The organism is Streptomyces sp. TAA204 (assembly GCF_000424965.1).
Genome location: NZ_AUKW01000009.1, coordinates 198,024 through 212,882 on the forward strand (window position 1 = coordinate 198,024; position 14,859 = coordinate 212,882).

Consider the following 14,859-nt stretch of genomic DNA (forward strand, 5'->3'; position numbering starts at 1 on the left):
TCAATTGCCCGCCTCCCCTTCCACTGTCGGTGCGTGATAAAGCGGAAGCCTTGGATCGACAGGCTGCTGCTCCCAGGTACCTCGGATCCAGGCGTGATCTGGATGGTCGCAGATAAGCCACGCCCGCTCCAGACCCGGACCGGCCATCACGTTGAGGTAGTACATGTCGTGTCCGGGCGCGGCCATGGACGGGCCGTGCCAGCCGTCGGGGATCAGCACGGCGTCACCGGCGCGCACTTCCGCGAGCACGTCGGTGCCGCTGCCGGGCCCGGACGGTGACACCCGCTGGTAGCCCAGCCCCGGGATGCTGCCGTTCCCGGTGTGATGGGGGGCGATCTCGAAGTAGTAGATCTCCTCCAGTTCGCTCTCCACCCCGGGCCGCTGCTCGTCGTGCTTGTGCGGCGGGTACGAGGACCAGTTGCCGCCCGGCGTCAGCACCTCGACGGCGATGAGCTGGTCCGCCTCGAAGACACCGGCGGCGGCGAAGTTGTTGACCTGGCGGGAGCAGTTGCCGGTACCGCGCAGTTCGACGGGGACGGCCGGGGCGGGACCGTAACGGGCGGGCAGCCGCCGCGTGCAGCGCGCGCCGGTGAGGGCGAAGCGGCCTCCGGAGGAACTGGTGACGCTCACCTCGGCGTCGCGGGGGACGTAGGCGAAGTCGCTCACGCCCTCGAAGACGCTTGTCCGGCCGTGCAGATGGAAGGTCTCGCCCTCGGCGGCCACGGTGCAGCCGCCGCTCAGGGGGAGCACGATCCACTCGCTGTCGCCCGCGGCGAAGCGGTGCGATCCGCCCGGCTCCAGCTCCAGCACGCGCAGCGAGGAGTAGCCCCACCCGGCACGTTCGGGGTCGATGTCGAGGGCGTACGGGCCGGATGCGGCACCGCCCGCCCGTACGTGGAACCTCTCCCCCGCGCCGCCGGTGCCGCCGGTGCTGCGCGTGCCGCCGGTCCTGTCATTCGTGTTCGTCATCGTTGCACCCCTGCCACTTCAGACCCTCCGAAACCTTCCGACTTCCCGGCCGACCCGGCTCCCCGACTTCCCGGCTCCTCGGCCGGCCCGGCCCCTCACAGCAGCCCGACGGCGGTGTCCACGGCGGCGGCCACGTCGCCGTTCGCCGGGTAGAGCAGGGAGCGGCCAACCACCAGCCCCTGCACGGTGGGCATCCGCAGGGCCTTGCGCCACTTCTCGTACGCGCCCTCCTGGTCGCCGTTGGTCTCCCCGCCCAGCAGTACGACGGGCAGGGACGAGGTCTCGCACACCCACTCCATGTCGTCGGGGTCGTCGGCGACGGGGATCTTCAGCCAGCTGTAGGCGGAGGTGCCGCCGAGACCGGAGGCGATGGCGATGGAGCGGGTGATCGCCTCCGCGCTCAGGTCGTTGCTCACCTTCCCCTCCACGCGGCGGGAGATGAACGGCTCCAGGAAGACGGGCAGCCGCCGCGCGGCCATCTCGTCGACGGCACGGGCCGTGGAGTGCAGCGTGGCCAGCGAACCGGCGTCGTCGTAGTCGATGCGCAGCAGCGCCTTACCCGCGTCGAAGCGGAGCCGGTCGATGTCCTGCGCGCGGTATCCGGTGAAACGGTCGTCCAGTTCGTACCGGGCGCCGGCGAGACCGCCGCGGTTCATCGACCCCATGACGATCTTGTTCTCCAGGGCACCGAGGAGGAGCAGGTCCTCGAGTATGTCGGCGGTGGCCAGCACGCCGTCCACACCCGGCCGGGACAGTGCGAGCGTCAGCCGCTCCAGCAGCTCCGTCCGGTTGGCCATGGCCAGCTTCCGCCCGCCGATGCCGAGGGCGCCGCGCGCGGGATGGTCGGCGGCGACGATCATCAGCCGGCCGTTCTCCCCCACCAGTGGGCGCCGGGCGCGTCTGGAGGCAGCCTCCGCGATCGCCTCCGGGTTCCGGGCCCGTACGGCGGCGAGTTCACAGATGCTGATGGCGCTCAAGGAGTGCTCACTTTCGTGGCTGGTCGGAGTCGGGCGGGACGTGCGGACGGGACGGGCGGCCCCTGCGGTCAGGACCGGTCAGGGGCCGGTCGGGGCCGGTCGGGACCGGTCAGGGGCCGCACTGCGGCGCGTCAGCCCTTCATCAGCTCCTCGACCTCCGGGGCCGTGGGCATCGCGGCGGAGCAGGCGAGCCGTGAGGCGACGAGGGCGCCGGCGGCGTTGGCGTAGCGCATCACGTACTCCAGCCCCCAGCCTTCGAGCAGCCCGTGGCAGAGGGAGCCGCCGAAGGAGTCGCCGGCTCCCAGGCCGTTGACGACCTCGACGGGGTGCGGCGGGACCTGGGTCCGCGTGCCGTCCCGGTGCACGGCCAGCACGCCCTTGGGGCCCTGCTTGACGACGGCGAGTTCGACCCCGGCCTCCAGCAGGGCGTCGGCGCACGCCTGCGGTTCGCGGGTGCCGGTGGCGACTTCGCACTCGTCGAGGTTGCCGACGGCGACCGTGGCGTGGGCGAGGGCCTGGCGGTAGTACGGTCGCGCCTCTGCCATCACCTCGGACTCCGAGGCGGCAGCGCCGGACGGCGACTTGCCCCAGAACATGGGCCGCCAGTCCATGTCGAAGACGGTGGCCGTGCGGGCGGAGGTGCCCACCCCCTCCCGGCTGCGGGAGCGCGCTTCGAGGGCGGTGAGCGTCGCGGTGCGGCTGGGTTCGTCGCACAGGCCGGTACCGGTCACCCAGAAGACGCGGGCGGCCTCGATCGCCTGGAAGTCCAGATCCTCCGGACGCAGTTCGAGGTCGGGGGCCTTGGGCTCGCGGTAGAAGTACAGCGGGAAGTCGTCCGGGGGGAAGATCTCGCAGAAGGTGACGGGGGTGGGGTACTGCCGTACGGGCGTCACCCAGCGGTCGTCCACGCCGAAGTCACGCAGTGCCTGGTGGCAGTACTCGCCGAAGGGGTCGTTCCCGGTGCGGCTGATGACCGCGGCGGAGCGGCCGAGCCGTGCGGCGGCGACGGCGACGTTGGTGGCGGAGCCGCCGAGGAACTTCCCGAACGTCTCGACCTGCGGCAGTGGCACGCCCGTCTGCAGTGGATAGATGTCCACTCCGATGCGGCCCATCGTGATGACGTCGTGCGGCTCTGCCGTGGCGGCCATGGCGCTCCCTTCTGCGGCTTCCCCCGGCTTCCGGCGGACCGGCCCCCGGTCGGGCCGTCGGGCTGTGGGCTGTCGGGGCCGGTCGGCCTCCATCGTCGGCGCCGGTGGCGACACCTGTCAATGAATTGTCCTTACATACTGACGTCTCGGCGACAGTGGGCCGCGGTGCCACCATGGACGGAGCCCGCGAGGGCCACGTCCGTATGAAACGTTGTCCTAACAAACTCTTGACAGTGGCGTCGCACACCGAGTTGGCTCTGCCGTCGGGAGGAGCCCGCTTCGACCCCCCTCCTCCCGGGCACCGCACCCGCACGTACGCACACCGAGGAGCCCTTCCGTGAGTTCCCTGAGTTCCGCGACCCCTCCCCTCGACCGCATTCGGGTCGGCTCGGCGCCCGACTCCTGGGGCGTCTGGTTCCCGGAGGACCCCGAGCAGGTCCCGTGGAAGCAGTTCCTCGACGAGGTCGCCCAGGCCGGCTACGAGTGGATCGAACTGGGGCCGTACGGCTATCTCCCCACCGACCCCGCCCGCCTCACGGACGAGGTGCAGGCACGCGGACTGGCGGTCTCGGCCGGAACCGTCTTCACCTCCCTGCACCGCGGCCCCGAGGTGTGGGACGCGACCTGGGAGCACGTGTCCCAGGTCGCCGCCCTCACGAAGGCCATGGGCGCACGCAACCTCGTCGTCATCCCCTCCTTCTGGCGTGACGACAAGACGGCCGAGCTCATCGAACCGCGCGAACTGACAGCCGAACAGTGGCGCCACCTGGCGACCGGCACCGAACGCCTGGCCCGCGAAGTGCGCGAGCGGTACGGGCTGGAGATCATGGTGCACCCGCACGCCGACACCCACATCGACACCGAGGAACACGTCGAGCGCTTCCTCGACGCGACGGACTCCGGGCTGGTCAACCTCTGCCTGGACACCGGGCACTACGCCTACTGCGGCGGCGACAGCGTCAAACTGATCGAGACCTACGGCGAGCGCATCGGCTACCTGCACCTCAAGCAGGTCGACCCCGTGATCCTGGCCGACGTGGTCGCCAAGGGGACGCCGTTCGGACCCGCCGTGCGGCAGGGCGTGATGTGCGAACCCCCGCTGGGCGTACCCGCGATGGAGCCCGTGCTCGGCGCGGCCCAGGGGCTGGGCGTGGACCTCTTCGCAATCGTCGAACAGGACATGTACCCCTGCCCGCCCGACCGGCCGCTTCCGATCGCTGAGCGCACGCGCCGCTTCCTGCGCGGCTGCGGAGCCTGACCGGCAGCCTCCACGGGCCGCGCGTGAAGTGCGGCCCGGGAGGGCTGCTGTGAAAGGCCGCCCCTGGAAGAGCCGTTGAGGGAGCCCCTGAAACGGCCGCCCATGACGTCGGCGGGTTGTCACGAGCGTCACCATTACCCGGTCGGTACGTCACAGACCCTCAACAGGCCCTCCCTGATTGTCACTCAGTGTCGTTCACCAGGCACAGGCTGATGATCAACAGCCACTTCTGTGGTCCCTGTGGGAGGTGCCGACTTGCCCGATCGACGACTCTGGTCGTACAAGGACATCGCCGCGCACATCGGCGTCCAGACGGACACCGTGCGCTCGTACCGCAAGCACGGCCTGCTGCCACCGCCCGACCTCGTCGAGCGTGGCAAACCGTTCTGGTACGCGGACACCGTACGGGCCTGGGTCGCCCGCCGTCCCGGCCACCGCGGAGGCCGCTGACCAGCGGCGCTCCCTGCCGTTCCCAACGGCCCCGTCCCCTGCCTCCCGGCCGAAGCCGGGAGGCGGCGGACGGGGCCTCTGTCATATGCGGCGCCGCAGCAGAGCATCTCGGGAATACCCTTGGGGGGTATAGTGTTGACATCGGTTACAACCCGTCGGCCCCTGTCGGCCCACCATGGACGAGGAGCGAACATGAGCACCGTCACCACCACGTACAAGGTCAGCGGCATGAGCTGCGGGCACTGCGAGGGCGCCGTCACCAGTGAGGTCTCCGAGATCGAGGGCGTCACCTCGGTCAAGGCCGTCGCCGCCTCCGGCGAGGTGACCGTCACCTCCGCCGCCGAACTCGACGACGAGACCGTACGCGCCGCCGTCGACGAGGCGGGATACGAGCTGACGGGCCGCCTCCAGTGACCGGGAACGCTGACCGGCCACGGCACCGGCCGTCCCGCACGCGCCCTCCCGGCGCACCGCCCGCATCGGGACCGCTCCCAGGAGCAGCATGATGACCAGTACCGAAACACAGCCAGCAACGGCACCTGCGACGGGGACGGACACCCGCGGCAACGGGGTGGAACTGTCGATCGGCGGCATGACCTGCGCATCGTGCGCCGCCCGGATCGAGAAGAAGCTGAACCGGATGGACGGCGTGTCCGCCACCGTCAACTACGCGACGCACAAGGCGAAGGTCACCCGCGCGGACGCGGTGTCCGTCGACGACCTCATCGCCACGGTGGAACGCACCGGCTACACGGCCGAGTTGCCCCCTCCCCCGGCTGCGCGCCGCCCGCAACGGACCACCGGAGCGCGTACGAGCGTAGAGGGGGACGCCCAGGACGCAGACCCGAGAGGGCAGCGCGGCCAGGAGGACCACCGCGGCCAGGACGAGCAGGGCGACCCGCACGGCCCGCGCGACGGGAACGGCCCCGACGAACTGGCCTCCCTGTGGCAGCGCTTCCTCGTCACGCTCGTACTCTCCGCGCCGGTGGTACTGCTGGCGATGGTGCCGCCCCTGCAGTTCGACAACTGGCAGTGGCTCTCGCTCACCCTGGCCGCGCCGGTCGTCGTATGGGGCGGAATGCCCTTCCACCGCACCACCTGGAAGAACCTGCGGCACGGGGCCGCGACCATGGACACCCTGATCACGGTCGGCACCCTCGCCGCCTTCGGCTGGTCGCTGTGGGCGCTCTTCTTCGGGGACGCGGGCATGCCGGGAATGCGGCACGGCTTCGACCTCACACTCGACGCCGGTTCTGGCGGCGGCTCCTCCGCCCTCTACCTCGAAGTCGCCGCGGGCGTCACGACGTTCATCCTCCTGGGCCGCTACCTGGAGGCACGCGCCAAGCGGAAGACCGGCACGGCGATGCGCGCGCTGATGCAGCTCGGCGCGAAGGACGTCGCCGTACTGCGGGACGGCACCGAGAGCCGCATCCCCGTATCCGAACTGGCCGCCGGTGACCGGTTCGTCGTACGCCCCGGGGAGACCGTCGCCACGGACGGCACGGTCGCCGAGGGCTCCTCGGCCGTCGACGCGTCCATGCTGACGGGCGAGTCAGTGCCGGTCGACGTGGGCCCGGGCGACGACGTGACCGGGGCGACGGTCAACGTCTCCGGCCGTCTCGTGGTGACCGCCACCCGCGTCGGGTCGGACACGCAACTCTCGCGCATGGCACGGATGGTGGAGGACGCTCAGAGCGGCAAGGCGGAGGTGCAGCGGCTCGCGGACCGGGTGTCGGCCGTCTTCGTGCCCGTCGTGCTCGTGCTCGCGCTCGGTACGCTCGCGGGCTGGCTGCTGACGACCGGCGACGCCACCGCCGCCTTCACCGCCGCCGTGGCGGTGCTCATCATCGCCTGCCCGTGCGCGCTGGGGCTGGCCACGCCCACCGCCCTGATGGTGGGCACGGGACGCGGCGCCCAGCTCGGCATCCTCATCAAGGGGCCCGAGGTGCTGGAGTCGACGCGGCGCGTGGACACCGTCGTGCTCGACAAGACCGGAACGGTGACCACGGGCCGTATGGCGCTCCAGGACGTCTTTCCCGGCGAGGGCGTGGAGGAGGATGAACTGCTGCGGCTGGCCGGTGCGCTGGAGGACGCCTCCGAGCATCCCGTCGCACGGGCGGTGGCACAGGGCGCACGGGAGCGGGCCGGGGAGGGCGCTGCCGCGCTGCCGGTGCCGGAGCAGTTCGAGAACCTCGCGGGCGTCGGAGTGCGCGGCACGGTCGAGGGCCGCCGGCTCCGGGTCGGCCGCGCGAGTGAGGAAACACCTGTGCCGTCCGGCCTCGCCGCCGCGAAGTCCGAAGCCGAAGCGGCGGGCCGCACCGCGGTCACCGTGAGCTGGGACGGCGAGGTGCGCGGCGTGCTCACGGTCGCCGACACCGTCAAGGACAGCAGTGCGCAGGCCGTACGTGAACTGCGCGCTCTGGGCCTCACACCTGTGCTGCTGACCGGGGACAACAGGGCCGTGGCGGTCTCCGTCGCCCGTGCCGTCGGCATCGCCGAGGACAGCGTCATCGCCGAGGTACTGCCGGAGGACAAGGCCGGTCAGGTGCGGAAGCTGCAGGACGGGGGGCGGGTCGTGGCGATGGTCGGTGACGGCGTCAACGACGCGGCGGCGCTGGCCACGGCCGATCTGGGACTCGCGATGGGCACGGGCACCGACGCCGCGATCGAGGCCGGCGACCTCACGCTCGTACGGGGCGACCTGCGGGTGGCAGCGGACGGTATCCGCCTCTCGCGCAGGACACTGGGCACCATCAAGGGCAATCTCTGGTGGGCCTTCGGCTACAACGTCGCGGCGTTGCCGCTCGCGGCGGCCGGGCTGCTGAACCCGATGATCGCGGGCGCGGCGATGGCCTTCTCCTCGGTCTTCGTGGTCACCAACAGCTTGCGGCTGCGCCGCTTCAGGTGACTGCCGCCGCGCATGTGCCGCTCAGTGCTCACCTCACAGAGTGAAAACCACACCGGTGAGGAAGATGTGAAGAGGTTGTGCCCCCTGGCCGCCGTCGACCGGGCTCCTCCGGCGCTCTCGGCGGGGAATCCGGAACTTGATGCTCCGCCGGTCCCGGCCCCGCGGGAGCACCGAAAAGCGCCCCGTCGAGCAGGTCCCCCCACGGGCCTGTCGACGGGGCGCTCCCGTTTCCCGGTCACGGATTCCCCCCACGGGATCCTGGCCGGGTGCTTGCTGGCTGCACGTACGGTCGGGAGGGCCGCTCAAAGCTCCCCGGGCACGCTTGCCGATTTGCTCGCCGGGTCCGTCCCCCAAAGACGCACTCGGCGGTTGAAAGCGACTCCGCCGGGGGGCCGCCGTCACCCGGTTAGACAACCGACCCCGGGCAATGGTTACCCCCCAATTTCTGTGACCTACGTCTCTCGACGAACCCACACATGCGGAAGGCCCCATTCTAAATCGATGGGGCCTTCCTTGGACACCTCCGGAAGCCACGACCACGCTTGGTGCGGCCAGGATCACATGGCGTCAGCGCGATTCGATCGGCACGTACTCCCGCTCGACCACACCCGTGTAGATCTGCCGCGGACGGCCGATGCGCGAGCCCGGCTCCTTGATCATCTCATGCCACTGGGCGATCCATCCGGGCAGCCGGCCGATGGCGAAGAGCACGGTGAACATGCTGGTCGGGAAACCCATGGCCCGGTAGATCAGACCCGTGTAGAAGTCCACGTTCGGGTAGAGCTTCCGCTCGACGAAGTAGTCGTCGCTCAGGGCGTGCTCCTCCAGCCGCATGGCGATGTCGAGCAGTTCGTCGCTCTTGCCGAGGGCCGAGAGGACGTCGTGCGCCGCCGCCTTGATGATCTTCGCCCGGGGGTCGAAGTTCTTGTAGACGCGGTGGCCGAAGCCCATCAGCTTTACGCCGTCCTCCTTGTCCTTCACCTTGCGGATGAAGGTGTCGACGTCGGAGCCGGACGCCTTGATGCCCTGCAGCATCTCCAGCACGCTCTGGTTGGCGCCGCCGTGCAGCGGGCCCCACAGGGCGTTGATGCCCGCGGAGATCGAGGCGAACATGTTCGCCTGCGAGGAGCCGACCAGCCGGACGGTGGAGGTCGAGCAGTTCTGCTCGTGGTCCGCGTGCAGGATCAGCAGCTTGTCCAGGGCGCTGACCACGACAGGGTCGAGCTCGTACTCGGCGGCGGGGACGGAGAACGTCATCCGCAGGAAGTTCTCGACGTAACCCAGGTCGTTGCGCGGGTAGACCACCGGGTGCCCGATCGCCTTCTTGTAGGCGTAGGCCGCGATCGTCGGCAGCTTGGCCAGCAGCCTTATCGTCGACAGGTGCCGCTGCTCCTCGTCGAACGGGTTGTGGCTGTCCTGGTAGAACGTCGACAGCGCGCTGACCACGGACGAGAGCATGGCCATCGGGTGGGCGTCACGCGGGAAGCCGTCGTAGAAGCGCTTGACGTCCTCGTGCAGCAGGGTGTGGCGGGTGACCTCGTCCTTGAAGGCGGCCTGCTGGTCGACGGTGGGAAGCTCGCCGTGGATCAGAAGGTAGGCCGTCTCCAGGAAGCTGCCGCGCTCGGCCAACTGCTCGATCGGGTAACCGCGATAGCGCAGGATTCCCTGCTCACCGTCGAGATAGGTGATGGCGGATTTGTAGGCGGCGGTGTTGCCGTAGCCCGAATCCAGGGTCACCAGACCGGTCTCGGCGCGCAGCTTGCCGATGTCGAAGCCACGGTCACCGACCGTGCTGTCGACTACGGGGTAGCTGTACTCATCGTCCCCGTACCGAAGTACTACAGAGTTGTCGCTCACGTCTTCCCTCACCGACATAGTGCCTCTTCTTCGAGGTGCCCTGACCCTTTCAACTCTCCCCCACTTCGTGCAGTGCGGTGCACTCGGGGTCGGCCAATGGGCTGTTTGATGGCACGCAGTGCCGTCCTATTCAACATCCTGCCCCTTCTACCTGGCGGCGGTCACCCCCCGGTACCGCTCCCGCTGACGGGAACGCTTCCGGCGACCCGCGCAGCCGGTGATCCAGAGCGGTGCACCGGCGGCCTGCGGAGACCGAGCGAACGGCCTGGCCGATCGCTCTGCGCGAGCCCACCAGCACCACCAGCCGCTTTGCCCGGGTCACGGCCGTATAGAGCAGATTGCGCTGGAGCATCATCCAGGCACTCGTCGTGACGGGAATCACGACCGCCGGGTACTCACTGCCCTGCGAGCGGTGGATGGTGACGGCATAGGCATGGGCCAGCTCGTCCAGTTCGTCGAACTCGTAGTCCACCTCCTCGTCCTCGTCGGTGCGTACGGTCAGCCGCTGGTCGTCCGTGTGCAGTGCGGTGACGACCCCGACCGTGCCGTTGAAGACGCCGCACGCGCCCTTCTCGTAGTTGTTACGGATCTGGGTGACCTTGTCGCCCACCCGGAAAACCCGCCCGCCGAAGCGCTTCTCCTGCAGGTCGGGACGGGCGGGGGTCAGGGCCTGCTGCAACAGGCCGTTCAGCGCGCCCGCACCGGCCGGACCGCGGTGCATGGGCGCGAGGACCTGGACGTCGCGCCGGGGGTCGAGGCCGAACTTCGCCGGGATGCGCCGGGACACCACGTCCACGGTCAGGCGCCCGGCCTCCTCCGTGTCGTCCTCGGCGAAGAGGAAGAAGTCACTCAGCCCATGGGTGATGGGCTGCACGCCGGAATTGATGCGGTGTGCGTTGGTCACCACCCCGGACTGCTGGGCCTGCCGGAAGATCCGCTTCAGCCGCACCGCCGGGACGGGCCCGCCCTCGGCCAGCAGGTCCCGCAGCACCTCGCCGGCGCCGACGGACGGGAGCTGGTCCACATCTCCGACCAGCAGCAGGTGGGCCCCCGGGGGAACAGCCTTGATCAGCTTGTTGGCCAGCAGAAGATCGAGCATCGACGCCTCGTCGACGACGACCAGATCGGCCTCCAGCGGCCGGTCACGGTCGTAGGCGGCATCGCCGCCCGGCTTCAGCTCCAGCAGCCGGTGCACCGTGGAGGCTTCCGCTCCGGTCAGCTCGGAGAGCCGTTTCGCGGCGCGGCCGGTGGGCGCGGCCAGCACCACCTTCGCCTTCTTGGCCCGGGCCAGTTCGACGACGGACCGCACGGTGAAGGACTTGCCGCAACCGGGACCGCCCGTCAGCACGGCGACCTTCTCACTCAGGGCGAGCTGCACGGCCTGACGCTGCTCGGGCGCCAGCTCCGCACCCGTGCGCCGGGCGAGCCAGCGCAGCGCCGCCTCCCAGTCGACGTCCTGGAAGGCGGGGATGCGGTCCTCCCCGGTGCGCAGCAGCCGGTGCAGCTGGGCCGACAGGGACAGCTCGGCCCGGTGGAAGGGCACCAGATAGACGGCGGTGAGCGGCTGCCCGTCCTCCCCCGGCACCTTCTCCCGGACAACGCCCTCGTCCTCCCCCGCCAGTTCACCCAGGCAGTCGATGACCAGGCCGGAATCCACCTGGAGCAGCTTGACCGCGTCGGAGATGAGCCGCTCCTCGGGGAGATAGCAGTGGCCCTGGTCGGTGGACTGCGAAAGGGCGTACTGCAGGCCGGCCTTGACCCTCTCGGGGCTGTCGTGCGGGATGCCGACGGCCTGCGCGATGCGGTCGGCGGTGAGGAAGCCGATGCCCCACACCTCCGCGGCGAGCCTGTAGGGCTGGTTCCTGACGACGGAGATGGAGGCGTCGCCGTACTTCTTGTAGATCCGCACGGCGATGGACGTGGAGACGTCGACGCCCTGCAGGAAGACCATCACCTCCTTGATCGCCTTCTGCTCCTCCCACGCCTCGGCGATCTTCTTCGTGCGCTTCGGACCGAGCCCGGGCACTTCGATCAGCCTGCCCGCATCGGCCTCGATGACCTCGAGCGTGGAGGTGCCGAAGTGGTCCACGATGCGCTCGGCGATGCGCGGACCGATGCCCTTGATCAGACCGGAGCCGAGATAGCGGCGGATGCCCTGCACGGTGGCCGGCAGGACCGTCGTGTAGTTCTCGACGGTGAACTGGCGTCCGTACTGCGGGTGGGAGCCCCACCGGCCCTCCATCCGCAGGGACTCGCCGACCTGCGCGCCCAGCAACGAGCCGACCACCGTGAGCAGTTCACCGCCCCGGCCGGTGTCCACCCGGGCCACCGTCCAGCCGTTGTCCTCGTTGGCGTAGGTGATGCGCTCGAGCACGCCCGTCAGCTCGGCGAGGCCCGCCCCGCCGCGGAGCGGGGCGCGGGCGGATTCGGGCACCGGGGTCTGCTGGGACTGCGAGGACATGTGACAGACCGTAGCGCCGCACACCGACACAGCGGCAGTCCTGTGGACAACTCACCGAACCGGCCGGTCAGCCTCTTCCGCCGGGCGCGGTCACGATCATGTGTCGAACCCTTGTGCCGGGGGTGTGACGTCCCTTCTCATGGCGCATGTAATCGTTACCACAGCATGAACGACCCATCCGGGCAGGACAGTTGACCAGCATCAAGGACGTGGCCTCCGCGGCGGGCGTCTCCGTCGCGACGGTCTCACGGGTGCTCAACGACCACCCGGCCGTACGCCCGGACACCCGCTCCCGCGTGCTGTCCGCGGTCGACGACCTCGGCTACCGGCCCAACGCCGTCGCCCGGTCCCTGCGCACCCATCAGACGCGCACCCTCGGCCTCGTCATCAGCGACGTGCTCAACCCGTTCTTCACCGAACTGGCGCGCGCCGTGGAGGACGCCGCCCGCGAGCGCGGCTACAGCGTCATCATCGGCAACGCCGACGAGCGTGCCGCCCTCCAGGACCACCATGTGCGCACGCTCCTGGAGCGGCGCATCGACGGGCTGCTGGTCTCCCCGACGGACGGCGGCACTGCGATGATCCGGGACGCCGCCGCAGCCGGCACCCCGATGGTCTTCGTGGACAGGTGGATTCACGGCGTGGACGTGCCCGTCATCCACGCCGACGGGCGCGCGGCCGTGCACGACCTGGTCGGTCACCTCCACGCCCTCGGCCACCGCCGGCCGGCCATCATCGGCGGGCCGAGCGAGACGACCACGGGCAACGAGCGGGTGGCGGCCTTCCGTTCGGGGCTGGCCGCGCACGGGCTGCCGCTGCCCGAGCAGTACACCGGCGAGGGCGACTTCCAGACCGAGAGCGGCAGACGCGTCACCGCCGCGTTCCTCGACCTGCCCGAACCGCCCGACGCGATCTTCGCCACCGACAACCTCATGGCCCTCGGCGCCATGGACGAACTGCGCCGCCGGGGGCTGCGGGTGCCCGGGGACATGGCGCTCGCGGCCTTCGACGACATCCCGTGGTTCCTGCACACCGATCCCCCCATCACCGCCATCGCCCAGCCGACCAAGGAACTGGGACACCGCGCGGTGGAGGCGCTGATCAACGTCGTGGAGGGACGGAGCGCCGCCTCCGTCACCCTCACCGCCCGCCTTGTCACACGCCGCTCCTGCGGCGAGAGCGAAGGGAGCCGAAGTTGACTCCGCCCGACCCCCCACATCGCCCGACGCCACCGCAACGTCCCACGGCAGGACCGGAGTTGCTGCGCACCGAGGGCATCGTCAAGACCTTTCCCGGTGTGGTCGCCCTCGACGGCGTCGACTTCGACCTGCGCGCGGGCGAGGTGCACGTACTGCTCGGAGAGAACGGCGCGGGCAAGAGCACACTCATCAAGGTCCTCTCCGGCGTCCACCGTGCCGACTCCGGACGGGTCCTGCGCGACGGCAGGCCCGTACGCATCCACGCGGCCGGCGACGCGGAACGGCTCGGTGTGGCCACGATGCACCAGGAGTTCAACCTCGTGCCGCACCTCAGCGTGGCCGAGAACATCTTCCTGGGCCGCCAGCCGCGCCGCTTCGGGCTGCTGGACCGCCGGCGCATGAACGCGGACGCCGCCGAACTGCTGCGCAGCGTCGGCGTGGAGATCGACCCGGCCACGCCGGTGCGTGAACTCGGCATCGCCCGCTGCCAGATGGTCGAGATCGCCAAGGCGCTGAGCCTGCGCGCCCGCGTGCTGATCATGGACGAGCCGACGGCGGCTCTCACCGCCGACGAGGTGGTCAGGCTCTTCGAACTGGTGCGGCGGCTGCGGGCCGAGGGTGTCGGCATCGTCTTCATCACCCACCACCTCGAGGAGATCGCCGCGCTCGGCGACCGGGTCACCGTGCTCCGCGACGGCCGCAGCGTCGGCCAGGCACCGGCGGACACCCCGCGCGACGACCTCGTACGGATGATGGTGGGCCGCAGTATCGAGCAGCAGTACCCGCGTGTGACCGGCGAGGCGAACGCCGGACAGCGGCAGGGCGCACCGCTGCTGCGCGTCAGCGGACTGCGCCGCGCGGGCAGCTTCACCGACATCGGCTTCGAGCTGCGGGCGGGCGAAGTCGTGGGCCTGGCGGGCCTGGTGGGCGCGGGCCGTACGGAGGTGGCGCGCGCGGTCTTCGGCGCGGACCCCTACGACGCGGGCACCGTGGAGGTGGACGGCAGACGGCTGCGCCGCAACGACATCGGCGCCGCGCTGCGTTCCGGTATCGGGCTCGTCCCCGAGGACCGCAAGGGCCAGGGCCTGCTGCTGGACTCCTCAGTGGGCGACAACCTCGGCCTGGTCACGCTCCGCCGGGACACCCGCGCCGGGATCGTGGACCTGCCGGGGCAGCGTGAGGCGGCGGACCGCATCGCCCGCCGGCTCGGGGTGCGCATGTCGGGACTCGCTCAGCGCACCGGCACCCTCTCCGGCGGCAACCAGCAGAAGGTCGTCATCGGCAAGTGGCTGCTGGCGCAGAGCCGTGTGCTGATCCTCGACGAGCCCACCCGCGGCATCGACGTCGGCGCGAAGGTCGAGATCTACGAACTCATCAACGAGTTGACGGCGTCCGGCCACGCGGTCCTGATGATCTCCAGCGACCTCCCCGAGGTGCTGGGCATGAGCGACCGCATCCTCGTGATGGCCCAGGGCCGCATCGCGGGCGAACTCACCGCGCGGGAAGCCACGCAGGACGACGTGATGGCACTGGCCGTGGGCACCGCGCACCGGGAGAGCGCCCTCGCAACCGGGACGAAGGACAGGGAGGGCCTCCGTGGCCACTGACATCGACAGCAGCAGCGGCCCGGGC

The 14,859-nt window shown here is 70.4% G+C and carries 11 protein-coding genes; 6 read left to right on the plus strand and 5 right to left on the minus strand.

Annotation, left to right across the window (positions count from 1 at the left end; all coding sequences use genetic code 11):
- From iolB to iolC, 3 genes are all read right to left on the minus strand, one after another.
- Nucleotides 1-969, minus strand: a complete 969-nt coding sequence (iolB, locus tag H343_RS30850) for a 5-deoxy-glucuronate isomerase (RefSeq protein WP_037903859.1) — start codon at nt 967-969, stop codon at nt 1-3.
- Between the two features lie 95 nt (nt 970-1,064).
- The gene (locus tag H343_RS0115520; RefSeq protein ID WP_028431903.1) at nt 1,065-1,946 is read right to left on the minus strand and encodes a Cgl0159 family (beta/alpha)8-fold protein; all 882 of its coding nucleotides are present in this window, start codon (nt 1,944-1,946) and stop codon (nt 1,065-1,067) included.
- 131 nt (nt 1,947-2,077) lie between these two features.
- Nucleotides 2,078-3,094 (minus strand): 5-dehydro-2-deoxygluconokinase, encoded by a 1,017-nt coding sequence (iolC, locus tag H343_RS0115525; protein ID WP_028431904.1) that lies wholly within the window; start codon nt 3,092-3,094, stop codon nt 2,078-2,080.
- A gap of 337 nt (nt 3,095-3,431) precedes the next feature.
- On the opposite strand from iolC, the gene H343_RS0115530 reads away from it, so the two are divergent.
- The 4 genes from H343_RS0115530 (at nt 3,432) to H343_RS0115545 (ending at nt 7,710) form a co-directional block, all read left to right on the plus strand.
- Nucleotides 3,432-4,352 carry a sugar phosphate isomerase/epimerase family protein gene (locus tag H343_RS0115530; protein WP_028431905.1) on the plus strand — a complete coding sequence of 307 codons (921 nt, stop codon included), beginning with the start codon at nt 3,432-3,434 and terminating at the stop codon, nt 4,350-4,352.
- 255 nt (nt 4,353-4,607) lie between these two features.
- Nucleotides 4,608-4,802, plus strand: a complete 195-nt coding sequence (locus tag H343_RS0115535) for a helix-turn-helix transcriptional regulator (protein WP_028431906.1) — start codon at nt 4,608-4,610, stop codon at nt 4,800-4,802.
- A 192-nt stretch (nt 4,803-4,994) separates the two neighbouring features.
- Complete coding sequence (locus H343_RS0115540; RefSeq protein ID WP_028431907.1) at nt 4,995-5,216, plus strand: cation transporter; 222 nt, start codon at nt 4,995-4,997, stop codon at nt 5,214-5,216.
- Between the two features lie 91 nt (nt 5,217-5,307).
- Entirely contained in the window at nt 5,308-7,710 is a 2,403-nt protein-coding gene (locus H343_RS0115545) for a heavy metal translocating P-type ATPase (RefSeq protein WP_028431908.1), read from the plus strand.
- Between the two features lie 567 nt (nt 7,711-8,277).
- Here the strand turns inward: H343_RS0115545 and H343_RS0115550 are convergent.
- Nucleotides 8,278-9,567: a citrate synthase gene (locus tag H343_RS0115550; protein ID WP_028431909.1), complete on the minus strand. Its 1,290-nt coding sequence runs from the start codon at nt 9,565-9,567 to the stop codon at nt 8,278-8,280.
- Nucleotides 9,568-9,697: 130 nt separating this feature from the next.
- A complete protein-coding gene (gene recD2 / locus H343_RS30855; RefSeq protein WP_078505683.1) occupies nt 9,698-12,028 on the minus strand; it encodes an SF1B family DNA helicase RecD2 in 2,331 nt (776 codons plus the stop codon).
- Nucleotides 12,029-12,219: 191 nt separating this feature from the next.
- Here recD2 and H343_RS0115560 point away from each other — a divergent pair, with 191 nt between their 5' ends.
- Complete coding sequence (locus H343_RS0115560; protein ID WP_028431910.1) at nt 12,220-13,227, plus strand: LacI family DNA-binding transcriptional regulator; 1,008 nt, start codon at nt 12,220-12,222, stop codon at nt 13,225-13,227.
- Nucleotides 13,224-14,834, plus strand: coding sequence for a sugar ABC transporter ATP-binding protein (locus H343_RS0115565; protein WP_028431911.1), 1,611 nt, complete (start codon nt 13,224-13,226; stop codon nt 14,832-14,834). Before H343_RS0115560 ends, H343_RS0115565 begins: the two co-directional genes overlap by 4 nt.
- Nucleotides 14,835-14,859 lie beyond the last annotated feature (25 nt).

Coding starts and splice junctions, on each gene's coding strand:
- iolB (WP_037903859.1), bottom strand. CDS start 969: ATGACGAACACGAATGACAGGACCGGCGGCACGCGCAGCACCGGCGGC.
- iolC (WP_028431904.1), bottom strand. CDS start 3,094: ATGGCCGCCACGGCAGAGCCGCACGACGTCATCACGATGGGCCGCATC.
- H343_RS0115540 (WP_028431907.1), top strand. CDS start 4,995: ATGAGCACCGTCACCACCACGTACAAGGTCAGCGGCATGAGCTGCGGG.
- H343_RS0115545 (WP_028431908.1), top strand. CDS start 5,308: ATGACCAGTACCGAAACACAGCCAGCAACGGCACCTGCGACGGGGACG.
- recD2 (WP_078505683.1), bottom strand. CDS start 12,028: ATGTCCTCGCAGTCCCAGCAGACCCCGGTGCCCGAATCCGCCCGCGCC.